Source organism: Kitasatospora sp. GP82 (assembly GCF_029892105.1).
Lineage (GTDB): Bacteria > Actinomycetota > Actinomycetes > Streptomycetales > Streptomycetaceae > Kitasatospora.
On the sequence record NZ_JARZAJ010000063.1, the window covers coordinates 1 to 20,020 of the forward strand.

The 20,020-nt window shown below is 72.3% G+C and carries 17 protein-coding genes; 4 read left to right on the forward strand and 13 right to left on the reverse strand.

Going from position 1 to position 20,020, the window contains the following annotated elements; genetic code table 11:
- The 13 genes from P3T39_RS34455 to P3T39_RS34515 all read right to left on the reverse strand — a co-directional run.
- On the reverse strand, positions 1 to 115 hold a 115-nt coding region (locus P3T39_RS34455; protein ID WP_280703251.1), incomplete at its 3' end, for an adenylyl-sulfate kinase.
- A 45-nt stretch (positions 116 to 160) separates the two neighbouring features.
- Positions 161 to 1,126, reverse strand: a complete 966-nt coding sequence (locus P3T39_RS34460) for a hypothetical protein (RefSeq protein ID WP_280703225.1) — start codon at positions 1,124 to 1,126, stop codon at positions 161 to 163.
- Positions 1,123 to 1,530, reverse strand: a complete 408-nt coding sequence (locus P3T39_RS34465) for a hypothetical protein (RefSeq protein ID WP_280703226.1) — start codon at positions 1,528 to 1,530, stop codon at positions 1,123 to 1,125. Before P3T39_RS34465 ends, P3T39_RS34460 begins: the two co-directional genes overlap by 4 nt.
- Positions 1,531 to 1,577: 47 nt before the next feature.
- Entirely contained in the window at positions 1,578 to 2,825 is a 1,248-nt protein-coding gene (locus P3T39_RS34470) for a cupin domain-containing protein (RefSeq protein ID WP_280703227.1), read from the reverse strand.
- Positions 2,822 to 3,820, reverse strand: coding sequence for a lantibiotic dehydratase C-terminal domain-containing protein (locus P3T39_RS34475; RefSeq protein ID WP_280703228.1), 999 nt, complete (start codon positions 3,818 to 3,820; stop codon positions 2,822 to 2,824). Before P3T39_RS34475 ends, P3T39_RS34470 begins: the two co-directional genes overlap by 4 nt.
- Position 3,821: 1 nt before the next feature.
- A complete protein-coding gene (locus tag P3T39_RS34480) occupies positions 3,822 to 5,255 on the reverse strand; it encodes a hypothetical protein (protein ID WP_280703229.1) in 1,434 nt (477 codons plus the stop codon).
- Positions 5,256 to 5,264: 9 nt separating this feature from the next.
- Entirely contained in the window at positions 5,265 to 7,172 is a 1,908-nt protein-coding gene (locus tag P3T39_RS34485; protein WP_280703230.1) for a TOMM precursor leader peptide-binding protein, read from the reverse strand.
- Positions 7,156 to 8,883: a hypothetical protein gene (locus tag P3T39_RS34490; protein WP_280703231.1), complete on the reverse strand. Its 1,728-nt coding sequence runs from the start codon at positions 8,881 to 8,883 to the stop codon at positions 7,156 to 7,158. Before P3T39_RS34490 ends, P3T39_RS34485 begins: the two co-directional genes overlap by 17 nt.
- Entirely contained in the window at positions 8,874 to 11,420 is a 2,547-nt protein-coding gene (locus tag P3T39_RS34495; RefSeq protein WP_280703232.1) for a hypothetical protein, read from the reverse strand. The genes P3T39_RS34490 and P3T39_RS34495 overlap by 10 nt, the downstream gene beginning before the upstream one ends.
- A complete protein-coding gene (locus P3T39_RS34500) occupies positions 11,417 to 12,295 on the reverse strand; it encodes an ABC transporter permease (RefSeq protein WP_280703234.1) in 879 nt (292 codons plus the stop codon). The genes P3T39_RS34495 and P3T39_RS34500 overlap by 4 nt, the downstream gene beginning before the upstream one ends.
- Complete coding sequence (locus P3T39_RS34505) at positions 12,292 to 13,179, reverse strand: ABC transporter ATP-binding protein (protein ID WP_280703235.1); 888 nt, start codon at positions 13,177 to 13,179, stop codon at positions 12,292 to 12,294. Before P3T39_RS34505 ends, P3T39_RS34500 begins: the two co-directional genes overlap by 4 nt.
- Positions 13,176 to 14,276: a hypothetical protein gene (locus P3T39_RS34510; protein WP_280703236.1), complete on the reverse strand. Its 1,101-nt coding sequence runs from the start codon at positions 14,274 to 14,276 to the stop codon at positions 13,176 to 13,178. Before P3T39_RS34510 ends, P3T39_RS34505 begins: the two co-directional genes overlap by 4 nt.
- Before the next feature lie 105 nt (positions 14,277 to 14,381).
- The gene (locus tag P3T39_RS34515; RefSeq protein ID WP_280703237.1) at positions 14,382 to 14,537 is read right to left on the reverse strand and encodes a thiazolylpeptide-type bacteriocin; all 156 of its coding nucleotides are present in this window, start codon (positions 14,535 to 14,537) and stop codon (positions 14,382 to 14,384) included.
- A 289-nt stretch (positions 14,538 to 14,826) separates the two neighbouring features.
- On the opposite strand from P3T39_RS34515, the gene P3T39_RS34520 reads away from it, so the two are divergent.
- The 4 genes from P3T39_RS34520 to P3T39_RS34535 are packed head-to-tail and all read left to right on the forward strand — an operon-like array spanning position 14,827 to position 19,891.
- On the forward strand, positions 14,827 to 16,413 hold the full coding sequence (locus P3T39_RS34520; protein WP_280703238.1) for a fatty acid--CoA ligase family protein: 1,587 nt from the start codon (positions 14,827 to 14,829) through the stop codon (positions 16,411 to 16,413).
- A complete protein-coding gene (gene hemA, locus P3T39_RS34525) occupies positions 16,410 to 17,654 on the forward strand; it encodes a 5-aminolevulinate synthase (RefSeq protein ID WP_280703239.1) in 1,245 nt (414 codons plus the stop codon). The genes P3T39_RS34520 and hemA overlap by 4 nt, the downstream gene beginning before the upstream one ends.
- 4 nt (positions 17,655 to 17,658) lie before the next feature.
- Positions 17,659 to 19,257 carry a long-chain fatty acid--CoA ligase gene (locus P3T39_RS34530; protein ID WP_280703240.1) on the forward strand — a complete coding sequence of 533 codons (1,599 nt, stop codon included), beginning with the start codon at positions 17,659 to 17,661 and terminating at the stop codon, positions 19,255 to 19,257.
- Between the two features lie 19 nt (positions 19,258 to 19,276).
- The gene (locus P3T39_RS34535; protein ID WP_280703241.1) at positions 19,277 to 19,891 is read left to right on the forward strand and encodes a hypothetical protein; all 615 of its coding nucleotides are present in this window, start codon (positions 19,277 to 19,279) and stop codon (positions 19,889 to 19,891) included.
- The last annotated feature ends 129 nt before the right edge of the window (positions 19,892 to 20,020 follow it).

The following is a 20,020-nucleotide window of genomic DNA, read 5'->3' on the forward strand; positions in this document are numbered from 1 at the left end:
CCCGATGCCCCTGCGCACGCAGCCGCTCGGCCACCGCGAAAGCAAGAGTGGTCTTGCCCGCACTGGGCAGCCCGGTCAGCCACACGGTGGCGCCGACCGAGATCGTCCTGGTCATGCCGTCATCCTCTGTTCGGACAAGGGGGTGAGATCGAGCCGTACTTCAGCCGTCGGAGCGGGACCGGGCGGACAGTGCGGCCTCCTGGGGCCCGGTGATCCCTTCCACCAAGGCTCGCTGCTGTTCGGTCAGTTGAGGTCGAGAGTGGCTCCCCGCCGGGTCGAACCGGGCCGTTCCCGAGGGATCCTTGGAGTACCGGGTCGCCTGCTGCGCCATGAGCGCGGAGGACTCGGGGGAGACCGGAAGACCGAAGTAGCGAGCGGTCGCCGTTGCGACCTCCCCGGGGGCCTGCCGCAGTTCGGCGTAGGAGACGAACCGCACCCTCGGCCCGAAGGCCTCGGCGGCCTCCAGCGCCGCGCCGGCCACCGACCGCCAGGCGTGCGCATAGAAGGAGATCCGGTCCCCGGCGGCCGAAGGGTCTTGCGGAAACCAGGTTTCGCCAAGTGCGGGATCGTCCCGCCAGCCCGCCCAGGCGGGCTCGGTGGCCAGGCAGGAGGCGACGACCTCGACGGCCGGACGCCACAGGAAGACGGCCGGCGCGTCGGGGAACGCGGCGAGCAGCTGCCGCATCCTCCGGGTGTTCCAGCTCGTGCACTTCACTACCAGGCCCGACTCGGCCGGCAGACCGCGACCGAAGGCGCGCAGTACGGTCCGAGCGGGCTCCACCGAGCCGGAACTGCCTTCCAGCAGTGCCTGGTTGAGCGCTTCCGGCTCCTTGACCGACCGTACTGCCGGGTTGGCCCCCAGCATGTTGGCGAGCAGGGTGGACCCGCATCGGCCCACATGGAACACCAGCCCCCGGGGACCGGGAAGTCCCTCGAAGTCGGAGAGTCGGGCCAAGGTGTCCAACGGGACCCGCACCCGCACCGGGCGGCCGCGCTCGTTCAGCCGGGCCAGTGCCTGGCCGTAGAACGGCTCGGGCAGCTCGTCGCGGCCGATGTCGGTCAGCTCGACGCCCTCCGAAGCAACCTTGCTGGGAAGGCAGTCGGGCGGCAGGTCCGCGATCTTCACGCCGGCTCCTGCTGGGTCGCCCGCATCAGGGCGCGGTGGCCCGACCTCAGGGCGACCGCCGCGTAGGCGAGCAGGATCACGGCGGCCGTCGAACCGGGGACGCCGAACCACAGCAGCCGTGACTGGTCCAGCAGGAACAGCGCCCCGGAGGCTGCCGCGCAGAGACCGGCGAGGCCGACGACGATCCACAGCAGCGGCAGCTGCCCGGTCTGCCGGGAGTCGTCGGAGAAACCCTTCAGGTCCCGCATGGACTTCACGGCGAAGCTCACGGTGGTGATGCCCACCATCAGGAGCAGCACCCGGGGCAGCGGCTGGCTGTCGTGCGGGAAGGACCCGATGGCGACCGTCCCGCACAGCGTTCCCGCGACCGCGGTGACCAGGGCGCTCCGTGCAGTGTGCTTCACAATCACTCCTTGAGTAGAAAGACTTGGGGTCGGTGCGGACAGCACGCTCATCGCTCCGCCACCGCCGTCACAGTTGCCGTCGCAGTCGCGACAATTCCCTCGCGCCACAGCAGTCGCACGACGTCCTCGCCGACGGAGGGGCTCAGCTCCGCGAGGGTGAAGCGGTTCCGGCCGAGCAGGTCGGCGATGAGCGGGGCGGCGGCCGCGGGCAGCGTGACGACACGGTCCGCGAGGTGCAGCGCAAGCCGATCACCCCGCTGGGCCGCGCCGAGCACGGCCTCGGTGTTGACCACGAACTCGGTGTCCGGGGTGAGGGCGTCATCGGCCAGGACGGCCGAGACCTGGTGCAGCGGCACCGCGAACTCGCTTCGCGCGGCCGCCTGGAGGATCCCGGCCAGTTCCGCGTCCGACGTCTCCTCGAACCACGCGGTCAGCCCGCTGCGGAGCTGCGCCACCGCGGCGGTAGCGGCACCCGCGTCCCGTACGAAGTCGGCCGGGAAGGCCGCCCGCCCGGGAACCTCGACGATCCGGGACAGCAGCTGGGACACCGCCCAGTGCTCGGTCCAGGCGGTGAGGCTGAGGGTGAGGTGCAGCGAGGAGACTCCCTCGCTGCACGCCGAGTGCACCCAGCCGCGCGGCAGCCAGAGGCAGTCGCCGGGTTCCAGGGTCACCTCGCGCCACGGCTCGATCGCCTCCAGCCGCGCCGTGTCCCAGCCGGGACGCTCCTGCAAGCGCTCCCAGTTCTCGTGCGCGAGCGGCTGGTTCAGCACCGGCTCGCGCAGGGTCCACACCTTGGTGCCCTCGACCTGGAGGACGAAGGAGTCGCGCGGGTCGAAGTGGGCCTTGAACCCCTGCGACTTGGGTGGTGTCACATAGGCGTTGGCGTGGACCGGGCGGGAGAGGTCGTGCGCCAGCCGGCGGGTGAACCGGGCGATCGGCTCGCTGTACTCCTGAAGCCCCTGCATGACGAGGCTGGCACCCGCCGCCAGCTCGTCGGACGTCTTGCGTACGTCGGGAACGTCCGGGTGCATCATGGTGCTGCGGGTGTAACGGCGGTCGGGGATCTGGGCGTTGTCGCGAATCACCCGGAAGTCCGGCCTGCGCCGGGCGCCGGCCGAGAGCACCGTGTCCAGCGCACCCCAGCCGAACAGGTCGGTGAAGCCCGCGCCGCCCCGGAACACCACCGGCTGTGCGGGCGGAGCCGCACGGAAGGCCGCCGGGTCACCGGTGAGTCGGCCGAGCGCCGCGAAGTTCGGCTCGGTGAGCTCTCTGAACAGCTCCGTAGACACTGTCATCGCATCCTCGCTGCCATTGCGTGTCCGGCTGCCCGACCGGCAGTCGGAGGAGTGGATCGGTGTGCCAGGACGGCGTACGTGCGCAGTTCCTCGAGCGTGCTCAGGCCCAACCGGTTGTGCAGCATGTGCACATGGGAGAAGGCGATCCGAGCGGCGTCCCGGTCGGCTGACCGGCGCCACTGCGCCACGGCGTCCCGCAGCCCGTCCCGCCAGCCGCTCAGCGGGCCGACGTCGGTCAGGTCTGCGGCCACCGAGCGGCCGTCCTGTGCCAGGCGGGTCGCGGCACTCGCGCAGTCCGCGTCCAGCTTGTGCAGGACCTCGGCCGGATATCCGAACCGGAGCGCCCAGGTGCGCCAGGCCTCGGCCCCGTACGCGGTGAAGGACCCGTACCCGGCAGGGGCCCCGTGCGCGGCGGCATCCCCGCTCCCGCCGAGGAAGGGCTCCTCCAGGACCGCCGCCGCGCACGCGGTGGCCCGCAGCGCCAGCAGTCTGCGGGCCTTCTCGGACGGCCGGGTACGCAGGAAGGCCAGGGAGAGCTCGCTGGAGGTGGCGAACAGTGCCTCGGACACCGGGAGCAGCTGCTCCCCGCCGTACCGTCCGTACTCCGGCAGGTACGAGCCGGCGTGCACTCCCGGCAGCATCAACTCCTGTGCGGTGAGCGCCACTCCGCCCTCCCCCGCGGCGGCCAGTCGCTCGGCCTGCCGGGTGAAGCCCGCCGGGTCGAGCGGTTCCTCGCCCGCCAGCGGCCGCCCGGCCTCGGCCAGGCGCTCGGCGAGGGCCCGGCCGATCCGCGTGACCTGCTCGGAGTCGAGGTCACGGACCCGGAGGCGGACATGCGGTCCGCCCTGCCAGTAGCGCACGAAGAACCAGCTGCCGGTGGGGAGTTCGGCGACGGTCGGCCCGAGGGCCTCGGTGATCACGCGGTCGCACAGCTCCCGGGACGCCGACTCCAGATGCAGGTGCCAGGCGGTCCAACTCGTCGAAGGCCAACTCATCTCAGAGCCTCACGTCCAGGGGAAGTTCGGTGAATCGGGGGGTGCCGGAGATGACGGCCAGCAGCACGCTCTCGTCCGGTTCCAGACCGAGCAGTCGCTGGGCCTCCATCCCGTCGAAGGCCCTGGCCGGGCGGGCGTAGAGACCGTGGGCGGCGGCGTTCAGGCACAGCCCCTGGGTCAGCCAGCCCGTCACGTACTGGGCGAGCGTCCAGCCGCCGGGGCCGAACTCCTCCACCAGCCGCCGCTGACTTGCCGACAGGAACCAGACCGCCGAGGCGTGGCGCACGTCGCAGCCGTTGCCCGGTGCCAGGCGGTAGCCGTAGTGCCGCTCCAGGTCGGTGAGGATGCCGGGGGCTGCCCGGTGCAGCTCCAGCCGGTCCCCGGCGGCCCGGTACAGGCCGTCCTGGTAGCCGTCCGTGGCCTGGACGGCGGCCGTGACCCGCACCGCGCCCGCCACCCGCCGGAGCAGTTCCCCGGGCGGGGGCACGCCGAGCCAGCTGCCCGCATCCGAGAGCGCGGCCTGCGGGACGCGGCGCAGCCGCCCCGACATTCCGGTGAGCCCGCGCGGCATCCGGCCCGAGCTGCGCTCCCACAGCACCTCGGCCCAGGACTGCGGTCGGCCGTGGGCCGCGGCGGGAATCGCCGGGCCGAGTTCGACGGGCGTCCCGTCCACGGATGCCGCCTGCGCCCGGTTGACCGCGACGACCTCGGCCAGGACGGGGTCCGGCACCTCGGCCTCGGCGCGCTCGCGCTGCGGGCAGGCGCTCCCCGGTCCGTCCAGCTCGACGGCGAGCGGCCAGGTCCACTCCCCCTCCGGGGTGAGGCCCAGCTGCTCCAGCAGCGCCCCCGAGGTCGGCAGCGACAACTGTCCGGAGAGTCCGAAGAGTTCCATCGCCACGGCGAGGGAGCGCAGCGAGATGCCCAGCTCCAGCTCGGTGAGCGTGCCGCGCAGGCGGCCGTAGAAGGACGGCAGCCGGGTGTACCGGCCGGCCAGCAGCACCCGCCGGGGCTCGTCCGGCGAGCCGGCCCGATCCAGGTCCACCAGGGCGTGCCGGTGCACGTCCAGAACCTGGCGGCGACCGCCGCCGGTCAGGAAGGCGTGCACCGGGAACAGGCTGCGCACCGACGGCACGGCCCGGTGCTCGAAGTACGGGTTGCAGAGCTCGGCGCGCTGCAGTCCGAGCGCGGCGATCAGGGCGTGATCGATCGCCTGGGGCAGCTGCGCGCACCGGCCGCCGGGGTAGGCGGCACCCTCCAGCAGCTCGGTGGTGCCGTACGGGAGCCGGGTGCGGTGCTCCGGGCTGGCGCCCGGCGGGAGGAGGCCGGCCAGCCCCGGCAGGTCGCCGGGGTGCGTCGGCAGGGCGACGCTGGAGCGGCCGGTGCCCTGGGCGAAGGCGTAGCGCAGCACCCGGCTCGACAGCGCATCAGTGGTCATGAGGCCTTCTCACGGGAATGGGTGGGGGTCATAGGGGATCGGGCGTCCGCCCTGGGCCGTCCCGGCAAGGGCCTCGGCGAGCCTCGGCAGCCCGGCAAGCCGCTGCTGGGCCTGCCCGAAGCACATCGGGAGGATGCCGGGGACGACCGCCTTGACCACGGCGAGGCCGAGGTCGGTGTGGTCACGGGTGGACTGGTCGACCAGGACGATCCGGTCGAGACCGGCCGCGCCGAACAGGTCCGCGACGTACTCCAGGGCGCCGCGGACCGTGCCGCCTGCGGCCTGCCGGATCCGGTCCGGCCAGCCCGGGAAGGCCTCGGTCAGCGGCAGCCGGGGCCCGCCGAGCACCGAGGTGACGCGCGGCAGGGTCTCCGGGAGGTTGTAGAGCCTCAGGTGGTCCTCCAGGACGTCCACCTGCCACGGGTCGTCGAGCATCGGCTCGATGCGCCCGCGGTCCCAGTCGGTCGGCGTGGTGATCAGCTGGGTCAGCTCCCAGAGGGCCGCGCGGATCGCGGCCTCGGGATGGACCCCCGAACCGGCGGCCGACCAGGTGGCCGGGAAGCCGCCCGTGCGGTTGACGGCCAGCCCCCAGACCAGGGGCAGGTCGATGTCCCGGGTGGTCACCAGCAGGTAGGCGTCGTAGCCGTGGGCGTCGATGGTGTCGAGCAGCCGACGGGAGACCGGATCGGTCACCGTCGCGGGATCGACCGTCGGCAGCGGCATCGCCCGGTGCCAGGCCAGCAGGAACGCGTCGCGTTCGGCCAGCTCCAGCAGCGAGTGCAGGGCCGCCTCCGCGCGGCTGGAACCGAGCGCGCACCCGCTGGAGGACTCCGGGAAGAAGTTGCGCCGGCGCGCCGCCCGGTGGTCCCGGCGGGCGTCGTGACGAGCCTCCCGATGCAGGTACTCGTACCGGTAGAAGCCGATGTCGGCCGGGACGAGCACCCGGTCCCCGCCGAGCTCCTGACCCCACACCCAGTCCATCCGGGTGTCCGGGGTGCTCGGGATGACCCGGGAGAGCGGGTGGGCGAGCTGCTCGGCGGTGTAGCCGCCCAGCAGCGCCGGGTCCACCGCCTGGGCCGCGACGTCCCGGTACGACAGGTCGCGGACGACCTGCCCGTGGTGCGGGAAGCTGCCCAGGCGCTCGTACGCCTCCAGGATCGCGACGGGTTCCGCATCGGCGAAGGTCAGCGCGCGCCCGTAGCCGAAGGCCGGGGACTCGGGCACCACCGCGTTGCTCATCGCGTACGGCGCGTGCAGATCGCGCATGACCTGCAGGACCGGGCCGTACCTGGCGTCCACCAGCCGTTCGCGGAGCGCGCCGGGGCGCAGCAGCCGCGCGCCCGCCCTGCCTCGCGAGGGGTCGCCCTCGGAGGCCGGGAGGTCGTCGAGCCGCAGCTCCGGGGGCTTGCGCTGCTGCGAGCCCGCCTCGACCACCGGAGCGCAGATCCGGCAGTTGAAGCTGCGCAGGATCCGGTGCCGGCGGACGCCCAGGACGCCCACCGCGATCAGCTCTCCTGGGGCGAGCCGGCTCTCGGACAGCTGGGCGAGGACCGCCGCCAGCAGTTCCGGCAGGAACGGCCGCACCGGCTGCGCCTGGGTGCGGGGCTGCTCCAGCCGCTCGGCCAGGGGGTGGTCGACGGCGATCCGGCTGCGCGTCTCCGCGCAGCCCGCACAGCCGGAATCCGTGTCGGGTGACCAGAGCGGGCCCAGCAGGATCTCGTCCCCGGAGAGCCGCACCGACAGGTGCTCGCGCCCCGCGTCACGGGCCTCCTGCCACCGGGTTCGCTCCCGGTCGAGGTCCCAGCCGGCGTGGACGGAGACCGCCTCGGCCGCCAGGCCCAGGGCCTCGGCGCACGCCCGGGCCAGCTCCCGCGGGCCGGGCAGCGTGTCGGGCTTCAGCTCAAGCGTGTCGGCCATCTGCGGCCTCCTCGGTCATCGAGCGCGCCGAAACCGGTCCGTACCAGACGGGCAGCTCGCCCAGCAGCACATCCGCCCGGCGCTCGCCGTCCACCTGCACCAGACGGGCCAGCTGCTCGCCAAGACCGGCCACCGTGTCGGCGTCGGCGAGGACGAGCGTGGTGGTGTCCGGCAGCGAGCCGGCCAGATCGGCTCCGCGCACCCTGCGGGTCTGCACCCGGGCGAGGGCGCAGCTCAGCGCGGCCGTGATGGCGCGCGAGGCGTCAGGACCCCACGCCGACCCGAGGAGCTCCCCGGACCCGGTGTCCCGGACCAGGCCCAGCGGCCATTCGAGGCCGGGCAGTCGCATCAACTCGACGTTGATGCGCAGCAGTTCGTAGTCCTCCAGGGTCCGCCACAGCACTCGGGCGGCCTTGTCGAGGTCGTCGAAGGAGGGCTGGTCCCCGGCCGGGAGCGCCCGGTCCGTCAGCAGGCGCAGCGCCCCGTCGAGCAGCCAGCGCTCCTCGGTCAGCGCGGCGGCTGCGGTTCCCGCCTGCGGGTCGCACTGCCCGCGCAGCGCCGCCAGCGCGGCGGAGACCGTTGCCGACCGCTGGTCGCTGCCCCAGCCGACGACGGACCCGGCCTGCTCGGCCTGGAACCTGCCCTGGAACTCGGCCCGGTGCTCGACCTCGACGAGCGCCAGCGGCAGCTGCGGCAGATCGGCGGCGGTCACCAGGTTCAGGGCGCCGGTCCAGCGCTTGGCGAGACGCTGGACCACCTCGACGGCCTCGTCCAGGTCCGCCGTCTCCGGCCGGCCGCCCTCGGGCGTCAGCTCGATGCGGTCGGCGGCCAGCGCTGCGCCGTACACCGCATAGGCCTCGGCGGCGGCGGTGCCCGTCAGAGCCCGGAAGACCAGCTGTCCGGCCAGCGCGCCCGCGAGGGCGTCGGCTGCCGGGCGGGTCAGCGCCTCCTGGGGGCCGTCGGCCTCGGCCCACAGGGCGACCCGCGACCGAAGCGGCTGCCAGCTCCCGTCCGGCACCAGGCCGGTCAGGTGGAACCGCTCGTCGAGCAGCACCGGCACCACCGGGCAGCCCTCGGGCAGCAGTTTGGACTGCTGCTCCAGCAGCCGGTCGAAGTCGGCGGCCTCGGCGCAGAGCACGGCCGCATCCGCCCGGACGTCGATGCCGTCCGCGTCGATGCCCTCGGCCGTGAGCGCATGGCAGGCGGCCCCCAGCCGGGTGGCGGTGGCCGCGACGGCGGCGGGGTCGGGGACGGCCAGGACCAGCCGCCCGGCCCCGGCCCGCGCCAGGCCCCGGGCGGCCGGAAGGACCGCCTCGGCGGGGCCGCACACCAGGACGGTGGCGGCCCGGACCCGCGCGAACGCGGCGTACGGATCGGCGTGGCGCGTCTCGAGATCGGTCAGCGCCTCCCGGTACCGCTCCCGCTCCTCGGGGCCGGGCTCGGGTACGGTCAGCCGGTCCAGGTCGAGCAGCAGGCCGTGCCCCGAGAGGGCGGCCACCAGCCGGGAGACGATCGGCCGGGCCCGCTCGTCGCCGAGCGCGGCGACCAGCTCGTCCTCGGTGGCACCGTCCTCCAGCAGCGGGACGCACACATCCACGATCCTGAACAGGGCCTCGGGCCCGCGGACCACGAACGAGGCGTGTTCCATCCCGAAGTAGACGCCCTCCCGCACCGGTGCATAGTGCAGGGCCGGGCGGAGTCTCATACGCATGCGATCTCTTTCTCGTATCCGAAGTGCCCACCGGACGGCCGGCTGATCTCCACCACCCATTCGAAGGCGTGCGGCGACTGCGCCGCCCCGGGCAGCGCCTCCTCCAGGTAGCTGCTCGCGCCCCGGTCGAGGAAGCGGGGCAGCGCCCGGGTCAGGAGTGCGCTGGTCAGGTCCATGTACTGCGGCTTGCGCTGCTTGTCGTGCTCGCGGGGCCCCCCGCCGGTGGCCACCGCGCGCCGCGCCTCCCAGTCCGTCACCGGCTTCAGCAGGACCTCCGCCGGTACGCCGTGGCGGGCCCGCCATCTGGTCAGCGCGAGCAGCCGGTCGGTGTCGTCCGGGCCCTGGCCCGCAGCCCGTTCGAACTCCTCGCCGCCGTACCAGCGGCGCCGCTGGAGGACGACCGAGCCCGCGCACAGGCTCGGTACGGCGGCGGTGCCGGCCGCGTCCGCGCCGGTGAGCCCGCCGGACAGACCGAGGTCGGGCCGCAGCCGGCCGCCGCTGACCAGCCAGTTGGCGATCCGCAGCGGCGCGGGGTACAGCTCGGGGTGCCCGGTGCCCAGGGTGAGGACGCGCAGCCGCCGGCCCTCGTCGTCCTCGATGTGCAGCCGGTCGAGGTCGCCGTCGTGGACCAGCCGCAGCCGGTACCAGTCCTCCGCGTACAGCCCGTCGTCCAGGACCGGGATGTGCGCGTTGACGTTGAGGCGGTGCAGACCACGGTCCTCGACCACCCGGGCGCCGTCGGAGCCGTACTGCCGCAGCAGCCGCTGCCGCAGGCGGGAGCGCGCCGTGCCGCCCGCCTCGGCGTCCGGGCCGAGGAAACGGCCGTAGAGCATCCCGTGCCCCGCGTACGCGTCGTTGATCACCAGGCGGCCGTCGGCGGGCTGCACCAGGACGCCGTAGGAGAGCGGATCCTGCCGGAACCGCTCGGGCATGTCAGCGGCCAGGGCGGCCAGTTCGGCGACCGGCCAGACCACCTCCGCCGCCCCGGGATCCCGGGTGTCCAGCTCGGCGCGCAGCACACCGAGCATCCGGGTGCGCAGCGCCCGCAGGCCGGTGAGCGAGTCCACGCCCGCGGACTCCCGCTCGTAGACGGCCCGGACCAGGGGACGGGCGTGCTCGGCCAGCGGGGCACTGCCGCCGCGGCCGAAGCGCTCGACGAAGACGTCGGTCAGGATCGCCCGCACGTCGTGCAGCCGGTCGAAGACCGACAGGAACTCCACCGTGCCCGCCAGGTCCCGCAGTTGCCGCTGGTACCCCTCGGTGGCCAGCCGGATCGGCGGCACCACGTAGTCCTCGGCGATGGTGATCTTGGCGGGACGCCGGGCGGTGTGGCTCATCGCGCCGGTGACCTCGTGCACCGCGCGCAGCTCGGGCACCCGCTGCTCGTGCGGGAGCGTGGCCAGCCGGGCCAGCCGCCGGCTCAGGCCGGTGAAGTCGTCCGCCGCGGCAGGGGCCCGGTCGGGGCTGCTGCCGAGCAGGTCCTCGGCGCAGTCCTCGGGGCCGGCGGCCGCACACAGGAAGCCGGTGCGCATCGCGCTCGCCACCAGGCGGTGGGCCTGCTCCTGGGCGGCGCCCAGCAGGCGGGCGAGGTCGTCGACCACCGCGCCGACCCGCCGCGGGCCCATCGCGGTCAGCTCCAGGAGCTGCCGGACGGGCTCGCTCAGCGGCACGGACAGCCGCTTCGTCCCGTCGGCGGTGGTCGCCGTGAAGTACAGCCGGTTGCGGTCGGGCCCCTGCGCGAGGGTCGGCGGCTGCCGGACCCAGGTGTCGGGGCCGCAGGCCTCACCGCCGTGCTCCGCGGACAGACCGTCCACCACATGGGAGAGGATCACCCGGTCGAGGTCCACCAGGGCCCGCGCGCCGGGGAAGGGGACGTCCTCGACCGCGATCCCGTCCGAGGCGGGCACCGCCAGGCCGACCGCCGTGAAGCGGGACAGCGGGCTGGTGCGCATCATCGCCCGGGTCGTGTACTGCAGCAGACCGCGCTCGGACTTCCGGGCCCTGGCGGTGGCGCCCTCCTGGTAGCGGACGGCGGCCTCGTAGACCTCGGGGGCGATCAGTGCCAGCGAGCGCAGCAGGTCCTCGTCACCGAGCAGCCGGGTCAGGAACCGCCGCTCCCGCTCCAGGGCCAGCGGGTACCGCCGGGCGATGTCGGAGCGCAGCGCCTCGCGCCGGGCTCGCAGTTCGACCCAGCGCAGCACCTCGGGCAGCGGATCGGCCGGCAGGCTCGCCGGGACGCGGTCGTTGTGGATGGCGCGGCGGAGCGCCACCAGCGCACCCCGCTCGCTGCCCGAGACCTCGGCGATCCGGGTGTAGAGGGCATCGCCGCAGACGGCCCCCAGTCGCCGGAGATCGCCTTCCTGCCGGGTCAACTCACCCAGCAGGTCGGCCAGTTCGGGGTCGGCCAGCCGGTGGCGCCGCAGCGGGTTGATGCGCAGCATCCACACCGGGCCGCCCTGTTCCGCACCCGCCCCCGGGGTGGTGTCACCCCGCTCGGCTGCGGTCTCCTCGGGCCGGGTCTCCTCGACCACGGTCACAGGAAGTCCCTCCGGATCCGGCGCAGTCGGGTGGCGAGGCAGAGCACGAAGCCGCCGATCACCCAGGCGCCCAGCACCAGGGCGACGCGCCCGAGTTCCCAGCTGTGGGCCGGCTCCAGCACGGCCATCGAGTCGGGCAGCAGCGCTGCGCGCATGCCCTGCGCCATCCACTTCAGCGGGAAGAACGCGCCGACGTACTGGACGGCCTTCGGCAGGCCGCCGAAGGCGTAGTAGACGCCCGAGACGAACTGCAGCAGGACGAACGGGAACTGGACCGCCCCGGCGATGCTGCGCCGGTCGGTGACCAGCGAGCCGACCGAGATCCCGAGGAAGGCGGTGCCCAGCGAGCCCAGGGCGAAGACCCAGGCGAAGGTGAACCACCGTCCGACAGTGGTGGGCAGCGAGAAGTGGAAGACGGCGACGGCCAGCGCCAGCACGACGAAAGTCTGGACCAGCGCCAGCGTCAGAATGAGAACGGTCTTGGCCAGGAAGTAGGACGTCGTCGTGAAGGGAGTCCCGCGCAGCCGCTTCAGGGTCCCGTCGCCGCTTTCCAGGGCTATTCCGGTGGCCATCGAACCGAAGGCGGCGGACATCACCCCGGAGGCCAGCACACCCGCCACCACGACGTCCCGCATGGATATCGTCGAATCGGCGACCTTCATCTTGAAGATCGACCCGAAGAGCAGCATCAGGGCGACCGGCAGGGCCATGCTCATCACAACTGCCGTGCGGTTCCGGAAGAAGACCCGGATCTCGGCCACGCCCCGCCCGACCCCGGTGCTCACCACACCGGGCATCCGACGCCGTTCCACCTGCTGGGTCTTCTCCTCGCCCCGGATCACCGGGGCGCTCTGGGCCACAGTCGTGGCGGTCATCCCTCACTCCTCCCACTCGCGCCGACCTCGGCGGATCCGGCACCCTCTGCGACCAGTTGGAGGTAGCGGCTCTCCAACGAGGGTCGGCGCACCTCCAGTTCGGGTACGTCGGCACCCAGCCGCGCACGCAGCTCCTCCAGCACCCGTCCCACCTCATGGGTGGTGACCGTCCTGGTCTCACCGTTCTCGCGCCAGGCGACCTCGACTCCGGCGTCGGTGCCGCCGAGTTCGGCGGGGGTCGACGTCTCGACGATGCGGCCCTTGGCCAGGACGGCCACCCGGTCGGCCAGCCGCTCGGCCTCGTCCAGGTAGTGCGTCGTCAGCACGATGGACGTACCGTCGTGCCGCAGCCGGCTGATGAGCTGCCAGCAGGCGCGGCGTGCCTCCGGGTCCAGGCCGGTGGACGGCTCGTCCAGGAACAGCACCTCGGGACGGCCCACGATGCCGAGGGCGAGGTCCAGGCGGCGGCGCTGGCCGCCGGAGAGCGTGGTGATCGCGGCCTTCGGACGGTCCGCCAGATCCACCAGCTCGAGCACCTCGGCGGTCGGCATCGGGTTGGAGTAGGACCGGCCGATCACCTCGACCAGTTCGGCCACCCGCCAGCCCTCGTGGTCGAGACCGGTCTGCGGCACGATGCCGATCCGGTCGCGCCACTCCCGTCCGGCCGTGCCCGGGTCCTGCCCGAGCACGGTGACGCTCCCGCCGGAACGGCGGCGGTGGCCCTCCATGATCTCGACAATGCTGGTCTTGCCGGCGCCGTTGGGCCCGAGGAGGCCGAAGACCTCACCCCGTACCACCTCGAAGTCGGCCGACTCCACGGCGACCCGGCCCGCGTACTCCTTGCGCAGCCCGGCGACCTGGATCACCGGCTCACCGCTCTTCATGCCCGGCTCCTTACGGCCACACGTTCAAGGCGAGTGCGCCAGCTCTCGCCGTACACCTCGTCGACGGTCTCGGCGATGGCAAAGCACAGATAGAACCGCTGGATCGGGGTCACCCCGAGCAGCGGAAGCCTGCTGTAGAAAAGGTTGATCAGCAGCCGGTACGAGGCGAACCAGCCCGGCGGCTGCTCGGACACCTTCGAGGCCGCGACGGCCTCGTGGAAGTCGCTCCGGCCGCTGCTCGCGCGCTCGGCGACACCGGGCGGGCCCATACCCGCCCGTTCGCCGACCGGGGCAAGCCGGTCGAGCAGTTCGGGACTCAGGTCACCGGCGGCGACCGCCGCGTCGAAGCTGCCCATGCAGTACGCGAAGGCGCTGCGCCAGGCGGCGGCCTCGGCACTCTCGCCGCCGTCGCGCACCCGCTCCACCAGGGCGCGGAAGACATCGGCGTCCTTGGCCAGACGGCGCTGGAACGACGGGCGGGGGTCCTTGGCGGCGCCGGCCCAGTGCAGGAACGCCTCCGCGTGCGAGCGCAGCGAGAACACCCCGTAGGCGGCCCCGCGCGGGTGCGCGGTGCAGAGCGCGACGAAGGCCTCGGCGAGCGCCGTCACCGAAACCCCGCCCGCACCGGCCGGCACCGGCTCCAGGGTGCGCGCCATCGGCTCGAACATGCGGGTGAGAGCGCTGTCGCGGAGCGCTCTCAGGGCCGGCGGCCAGCCCGGGTTGGGGTCGTCGGCCAGGAACTCGACGGTGCCGCGCGGGTGCAGCGGCAGGTAGGGCGGCGCGACCTTCTCCAGTCGGCCCAGCTCACGGGCCTGGGCGAGATAGTCACGGTCGGTCAGCGGCGCGCCGAGCTCCTCGGTGCGCCAGTCCAGCCCCTCGGCCACCTCGGCCCAGGGGATCGTCCTCGGGCCGTATGCCACCAGCTCGACATGCGGTCCGTGTTTCCAGCCCCGTCCCAGGTACGCCACGGACGCGCCGTGGTCGTCGCGCAGGGACCGGACCACCGGAACCATCACCCGCGAAAGCCAGCGGGAGTCCACCGGTGACTGCGCATAGAAGCGCATGCCCGTCGTGCGCTCAATCGGCGCACTGTTCATTGTTCATCCCTCTCGGACGGGAGCTGAGCGCCCGTCCTCCCGGAGTCCGGGAGGACGGGCGGCAATCTCACGCTGCGCTCATGGCGCAGCCGTTCCCGCTGGTGATCAGCAGCAGGACGAGGAGGACGAGGAGGAGCAGCAGAACATGTCGCCGCTGGAGGCGCCCATCTCGGGCAGGGCGACACCGTCGGCGACGTCGAGAACCTCCAGCTCCTCCAGCTCGAAGGAGGCGAAGTCGTCAGCGTTCAGGTTGCGGTCCATATCAATTCCCTTAATCGAGAAGTTCTGTCTCGGCCGGTCGGCCTGACGAGATAAATCATGGACTGCCCGAAAACCCATTCGCAACGGCTTGACGCCGACCGGTGATAGTCATCATGCTGCCCCATGACAAGCGTCATTCTGCCTGTTCAGGAGGGGTGCCGTGGCCACGCGATGACATTTGTCACGAGTCCGTGTTATTGATGTCAGCAGTACCCGTGAAAGTATTGGCCCGGCCCGCTCGAATGCCCGAGTATCGAGGAGTAATAGACAGGCACGGGATGGGGATGCGGTGACCGGACGCTCTACTGCGCGGCCACATTACGTCGCGGAGATTCTGGCCCGACTGGCGCGGGCGCCCGAGCGGCCCGGGATTCGCTGGCGCGGCCGGGTGCTCACCGCAGGGGACCTGCTCGGGTCCGTGCTGCACGCCTGCGAGAGGCTGCGCACCGCCCGGGTCGGCGAGGGCAGCACGGTGGGGATCCTCACCGAGGTCAACCACCCGCTGACCCTCACCGTCCGCTACGCCGCCCATCTGCTCGGGGCGACGGTTGTCCACATCCGGTCCACCAACCCCGGCTCCGACCGGCCGCTGTCGCTCGCGGACCAGGCGGCGATCCTGGCCGAGTGCGGCGCCCGCCACCTCGTGGTGGACCCGCCGCACGCGGAGCGGGCGGACCGGCTGCGGGAGTACCTGGCGACCGGCCCGACCGCCACCGGCCTGTCCACCACCGTCCTGGATCTCGCCGACCGCGTCGGCGAGATGGGCAGTCCTCCCGGCCCGCCCGGCCCGGCGCTCTCACCCGAGTGCGCCGTCGTCACGTACACCAGCGGAAGCACCGGTCGCCCCAAGGGGATCCGGCAGTCCTTCGCCGCGTGGAACCACCTGGTCCTCGCCGACGCCGCCTTCCTGGCCGGCCGTGGCGAGACCATGCTGATCGTCACCCCGACCAGCCACACCGTCGCCGTCATGGCCGACGTGGTCCTCGCCTCGGGCGGCACCCTGGTGCTGCACGAGCACTTCGACGCGGCACAGGTGCTGTCCGCGATCGAGACCGAGCGGATCACCAGGACCTATCTGACGGTTCCCCAGCTCTACCGCCTGCTGGACCAGCCCGAACTGGCCGACACCGGCCTCTCCTCGCTCCGGCAGCTCGTCTACAGCGGCTGCCCCGCCTCCCCCGCCCGGCTGGACGCGGCGTTCCGGGCCTTCGGGCCGAGTCTCGTGCAGTGCTACGGATCGACGGAGGCCGGACGGATCACCCTCCTCGACCAACTCGACCACTACGAGCCGGAACTGCGCCCCTCCGTCGGCCGCCCCTTCCCCGGTGTGGCGGTGCGGATCTGCGATCCGGCCTCCGGCCGGGAGCTGCCCGAGGGCCGGACCGGCGAGGTACAGGTCCGTTCGCCGCACCTGATGACCGGCTACCAGGGCGACCCGGAGCGCACCGCCGCCGTTCTGCACGACGGCTGGCTCCGGACGGGAGACCTGGGCCACTGGGACCGCTACGGCTATCTGCACCTGGTGGACCGGATCGACCGCGTCATCAAGTGCGACGGCGAGCGGATCCATCCCGCCGAGGTCGAGAAGGCACTGCTGGCCCACCCCGCGGTCGCCGACTGCGCGGTGTACGGCGCCCGCGACGACGACGCCATCGAGCAGGTGCACGCGGCAGTGGTCCTGGTGCGCGCGGTGGAGCCGGCCGAACTGCGCCGGCACGTGGCCACGTTGCTGTCTCCCCGGCACGCCCCGAGCCGGATCACCCGATGGGCCGAACTCCCGCTCACCGACACCGGCAAACCCGACCAACGATGCCTGCAGACCGGATCTGCCACCGGCGCGATCCAGGTCCTCGAAGAGAGTGAGTTGACATCATGACCCCGCACCTGGCCTCCCTGTCCCGCCGCATGGACGAACTGACCGACCACAAGCGGGAGTTCCTGGAGATCGGCCGCCGCGCCGGACGCTTCCCCAGCGCGATCGCGAACTACCGGCCGGACGGCGCCGGCAGCGAGATCAGCATCTGGTGCAGCAACGACTACCTCGGCATGGGGCAGAATCCGCGCGTCATGTCGGCGATGAAGGGCGCGATCGACAGATTCGGCGCCGGTTCCGGCGGCTCGCGCAACATCGGCGGCACGAACCACTACCACGTGCTGCTGGAGCAGGAGTTGGCCGCGCTGCACGGCAAGGAGGCGGCGCTGATCTTCAGTTCGGGGTACACCGCCAACGACGGTGCGCTCTCCGTGCTCGCCACCATCGGCGACTGCGTCGTCTTCTCGGACGAGCTGAACCACGCCTCCATCATCGACGGCCTGCGCCACAGCGGCGCCGAGAAGCACATCTTCCGCCACAACGACGTCGCGCACCTCGAGGAACTGATCTCGGCCGCCGATCCGGACCGGCCCAAGATGGTCGTCCTGGAATCCGTCTACTCGATGTCCGGTGACGTCGCGCCGATCGCCGAGATCGCGGAGGTCGCCAAGCGCCACGGTGCGACGATCTTCCTCGACGAGGTGCACGCGGTCGGCATGTACGGGCCCGAGGGTGCCGGTATCGCCGCCCGCGAGGGGATCGCCGACGACATCACCATCATCATGGGCACCCTCGGCAAGGGCTTCGGCACCGCCGGCGGCTACATCGCGGGGCCCGCCACGGTGATCGACACGGTGCGTACGCTCTCCCGCCCGTTCATCTTCACCACCTCCCTCCCCCCGGCCATCGCCGCGGGCGCGCTCGCCGCCGTCCGCCACCTGCGCGGCTCGGAGCTGGAGCGCACCGCCCTCCACGACAACGCCCGGCTGATGCACCGTCTGCTCGCCGAGCGGGGCATCCCCTTCATCTCGGACAACTCGCACATCGTGTCCGTCTTCGTCGGTGACGAGACCGCGTGCCGTACCGCCTCCACGCTGCTCCTCGAACGGCACGGCATGTACGTCCAGTCGATCAACGCGCCCAGCGTCCGGGCCGGCGAGGAGATCCTCCGAGTCGCGCCCGGCGCCGTCCACACCGCTGCCGAGATCGAGAAGTTCGCCGCGGCCCTCGACGGCATCTGGCAGGAGCTCGACCTCCCCAGGTGCGACCTTCCCGGGCTCCACCTCCCCAAGGCCCGGGCCTGAGCTCGTGACGTCTCTCTCCGTAGCGGCCGTCCTCGCCGACTCCGCGACCCGGCGACCGGAGCACCCGGCGATCGTGTTCGGCGAGGAGGAGATCTCCTACCGCCAACTCTGGTTCCGTGCCAGACAGTTCGCGGCGGCACTGGGTGATCTCGGGATCGGGGCGGGCGACCGGGTCGCACTGCTGCTGCCCAACACACCGGTCTTCCCGATGGTGTACTTCGGAGCGCTCGCCCTCGGCGCGGTCGTCGTACCGGTCCATGCGCTGCTGCGGGCCGAGGAGATCGCCCATGTGCTGCAGGACTCCGGCGCCAAGGCGCTGATCTGCGCGTCGTCCCTGCTGGGCGAGGGGGCCAGGGCCGCCGAGTCGACCGGTACTCCGCTGATTCCCGTGTCGGAGGCATCCGACCTGCCGCGCCTCGACGTCCCGGACCTCGACAGCGCCCCGTACCTCGACGTGCTCGCCGCATCGGCGACACCGATCGCCGGCATCGCGGCGCGGGACGCCGGCGACATCGCGGTGGTGCTCTACACCTCGGGTACGACCGGCAGGCCCAAGGGCGCGATGCTCACGCACCTCGGTATCACGATGAACATCACCACGAGCATGCTCTCGCCGTTCGACTTCCGCAGCGAGGACGTCCTGCTCGGCTGTCTGCCGCTGTTCCACACCTTCGGGCAGATCTGCGGGATGGGCGTCTGCTTCCGGGCCGGCGGCACCATGGTGCTGATGGAGAGGTTCGACGGCCCCCGGGCGCTCGACCTGCTGGTCAGCCGCCGCTGCACGGTGTTCATGGGCGTCCCGACGATGTACCTCGCCCTCCTCGACGCCGCCGCGACCGACCCGCGCCGGCCCCCGCTCGACCGCGCCTTCTCGGGCGGCTCCTCGCTGCCGGTACCGGTGTTGGAGGAGTTCCAGGAGACCTTCGGCTGCCAGATCTACGAGGGGTACGGCCTGACCGAGACGTCCCCGGTCGTCGCTTACAACCAGAAGGCGTGGCCGTGCAAGCCGGGCACGGTCGGGCGACCGATCTGGGGCGTGGAGGCGGAGATCGCCAGAGCCGATCTCGAAGGCCGGATCGAACTGCTGCCCGCCGGCCAGCCCGGAGAAATCGTCATCCGGGGCCACAACCTGATGGCGGGTTACCTCAATCGGCCGGACGCGACCTCCGAGGTGATGGTGGACGGCTGGTTCCGCTCGGGAGACCTCGGCGTCAAGGACGCCGACGGCTACCTCTCCATCATCGACCGGAAGAAGGACGTGGTCCTGCGCGGCGGGTACAACGTCTACCCGCGCGAGGTGGAGGAGGTGCTGATGCGGCATCCGGCCGTCGCCCAGGTCGCGGTCATCGGCGTCCCCCACGGACTTCTCGGCGAGGAGGTGTGCGCCGTGGTGACGACACCGCAGGGCGTGGCACCGGGCGCCGCGCTCGCCACGGAGATCGTGGACTGGGCCAGGACACGGCTCGCCGCGTACAAGTACCCACGCGTGGTGGAGTTCGTCGATTCCTTGCCGCTCGGAGCCAGCGGAAAGGTGCTGAAGCGGGAGCTGGCCGCCCGGTTCCGAACAGGCTTCCGCGACCTCGACACCCGCTCAGCCGCATGACAACCAGGAGGCACCACCCATGACGCAGACCACCCACCCCGGATTCCGCACCCTTCGCGACCAGATCCGCAACGGCGCGAAAGGAGCGCTGATCGGCACGCTCTTCGGGCTGATGTGGTACGTCTTCGGGCTGGCCGCCGTCCACGGCACGCAGGAGCGCATGGCACTGATCGCCGGGGCCACCGCGCTCGTCCTGGCCGCAGCCGCGGTGATCAGCCTCTTCCTGCTGTCCGGGCGGATCCCTCCTCGGGTGAAGGGGAGGACCGTCGTCCCGGGCAGCGGGCCGAAGTTCATCACCATCGTGATCATCGAAGCCGTGGTCCTGGGCGTGGGGAACAACGTCCTGCGCACCAGCCTGCACCGGCCGGAACTCATGTACACCTGGTCCGCCCTGGTGGTGGGCGCGCACTTCTTTCCGATGGCCCGCAAGCTCAGCGCCCCGATGCTGCGGGTGATCGGTGCGGCCATGCTCGCCGTGGCGGCACTCACCGCGCTCGCCGCCCAGCTTCACGGCGCCACCACAGACGTGTGGCAGGCCGTCCCCGGACTCGGCTGCGCGGCCATTCTGTGGGCCTCGGTCCTGTTCACCGCCGTACGCGCGCACCGCTTTTCGAAGAAATCCGGCAGTAAGTGAACTTGCCGTCCACACAGCCAATGTGACTTGGCATCACACATTAATGAACACCCGGAGTCGAAGACTCCGCCCCGGTTCGACCACCGGCCCTGCACCTCACCGGCAGGGCCGGTTTTTTTGGCATGTACC

Bases quoted from the DNA above. Each gene is read 5' to 3' on its own strand.
- P3T39_RS34470 (WP_280703227.1), bottom strand. From the start codon at position 2,825: ATGACAGTGTCTACGGAGCTGTTCAGAGAGCTCACCGAGCCGAACTTC.
- P3T39_RS34500 (WP_280703234.1), bottom strand. From the start codon at position 12,295: ATGACCGCCACGACTGTGGCCCAGAGCGCCCCGGTGATCCGGGGCGAG.
- P3T39_RS34515 (WP_280703237.1), bottom strand. From the start codon at position 14,537: ATGGACCGCAACCTGAACGCTGACGACTTCGCCTCCTTCGAGCTGGAG.
- P3T39_RS34535 (WP_280703241.1), top strand. From the start codon at position 19,277: ATGACGCAGACCACCCACCCCGGATTCCGCACCCTTCGCGACCAGATC.
- P3T39_RS34480 (WP_280703229.1), bottom strand. From the start codon at position 5,255: ATGACCACTGATGCGCTGTCGAGCCGGGTGCTGCGCTACGCCTTCGCC.
- P3T39_RS34475 (WP_280703228.1), bottom strand. From the start codon at position 3,820: ATGAGTTGGCCTTCGACGAGTTGGACCGCCTGGCACCTGCATCTGGAG.
- P3T39_RS34490 (WP_280703231.1), bottom strand. From the start codon at position 8,883: ATGCGTATGAGACTCCGCCCGGCCCTGCACTATGCACCGGTGCGGGAG.
- P3T39_RS34505 (WP_280703235.1), bottom strand. From the start codon at position 13,179: ATGAAGAGCGGTGAGCCGGTGATCCAGGTCGCCGGGCTGCGCAAGGAG.
- P3T39_RS34485 (WP_280703230.1), bottom strand. From the start codon at position 7,172: ATGGCCGACACGCTTGAGCTGAAGCCCGACACGCTGCCCGGCCCGCGG.
- P3T39_RS34510 (WP_280703236.1), bottom strand. From the start codon at position 14,276: ATGAACAGTGCGCCGATTGAGCGCACGACGGGCATGCGCTTCTATGCG.
- hemA (WP_280703239.1), top strand. From the start codon at position 16,410: ATGACCCCGCACCTGGCCTCCCTGTCCCGCCGCATGGACGAACTGACC.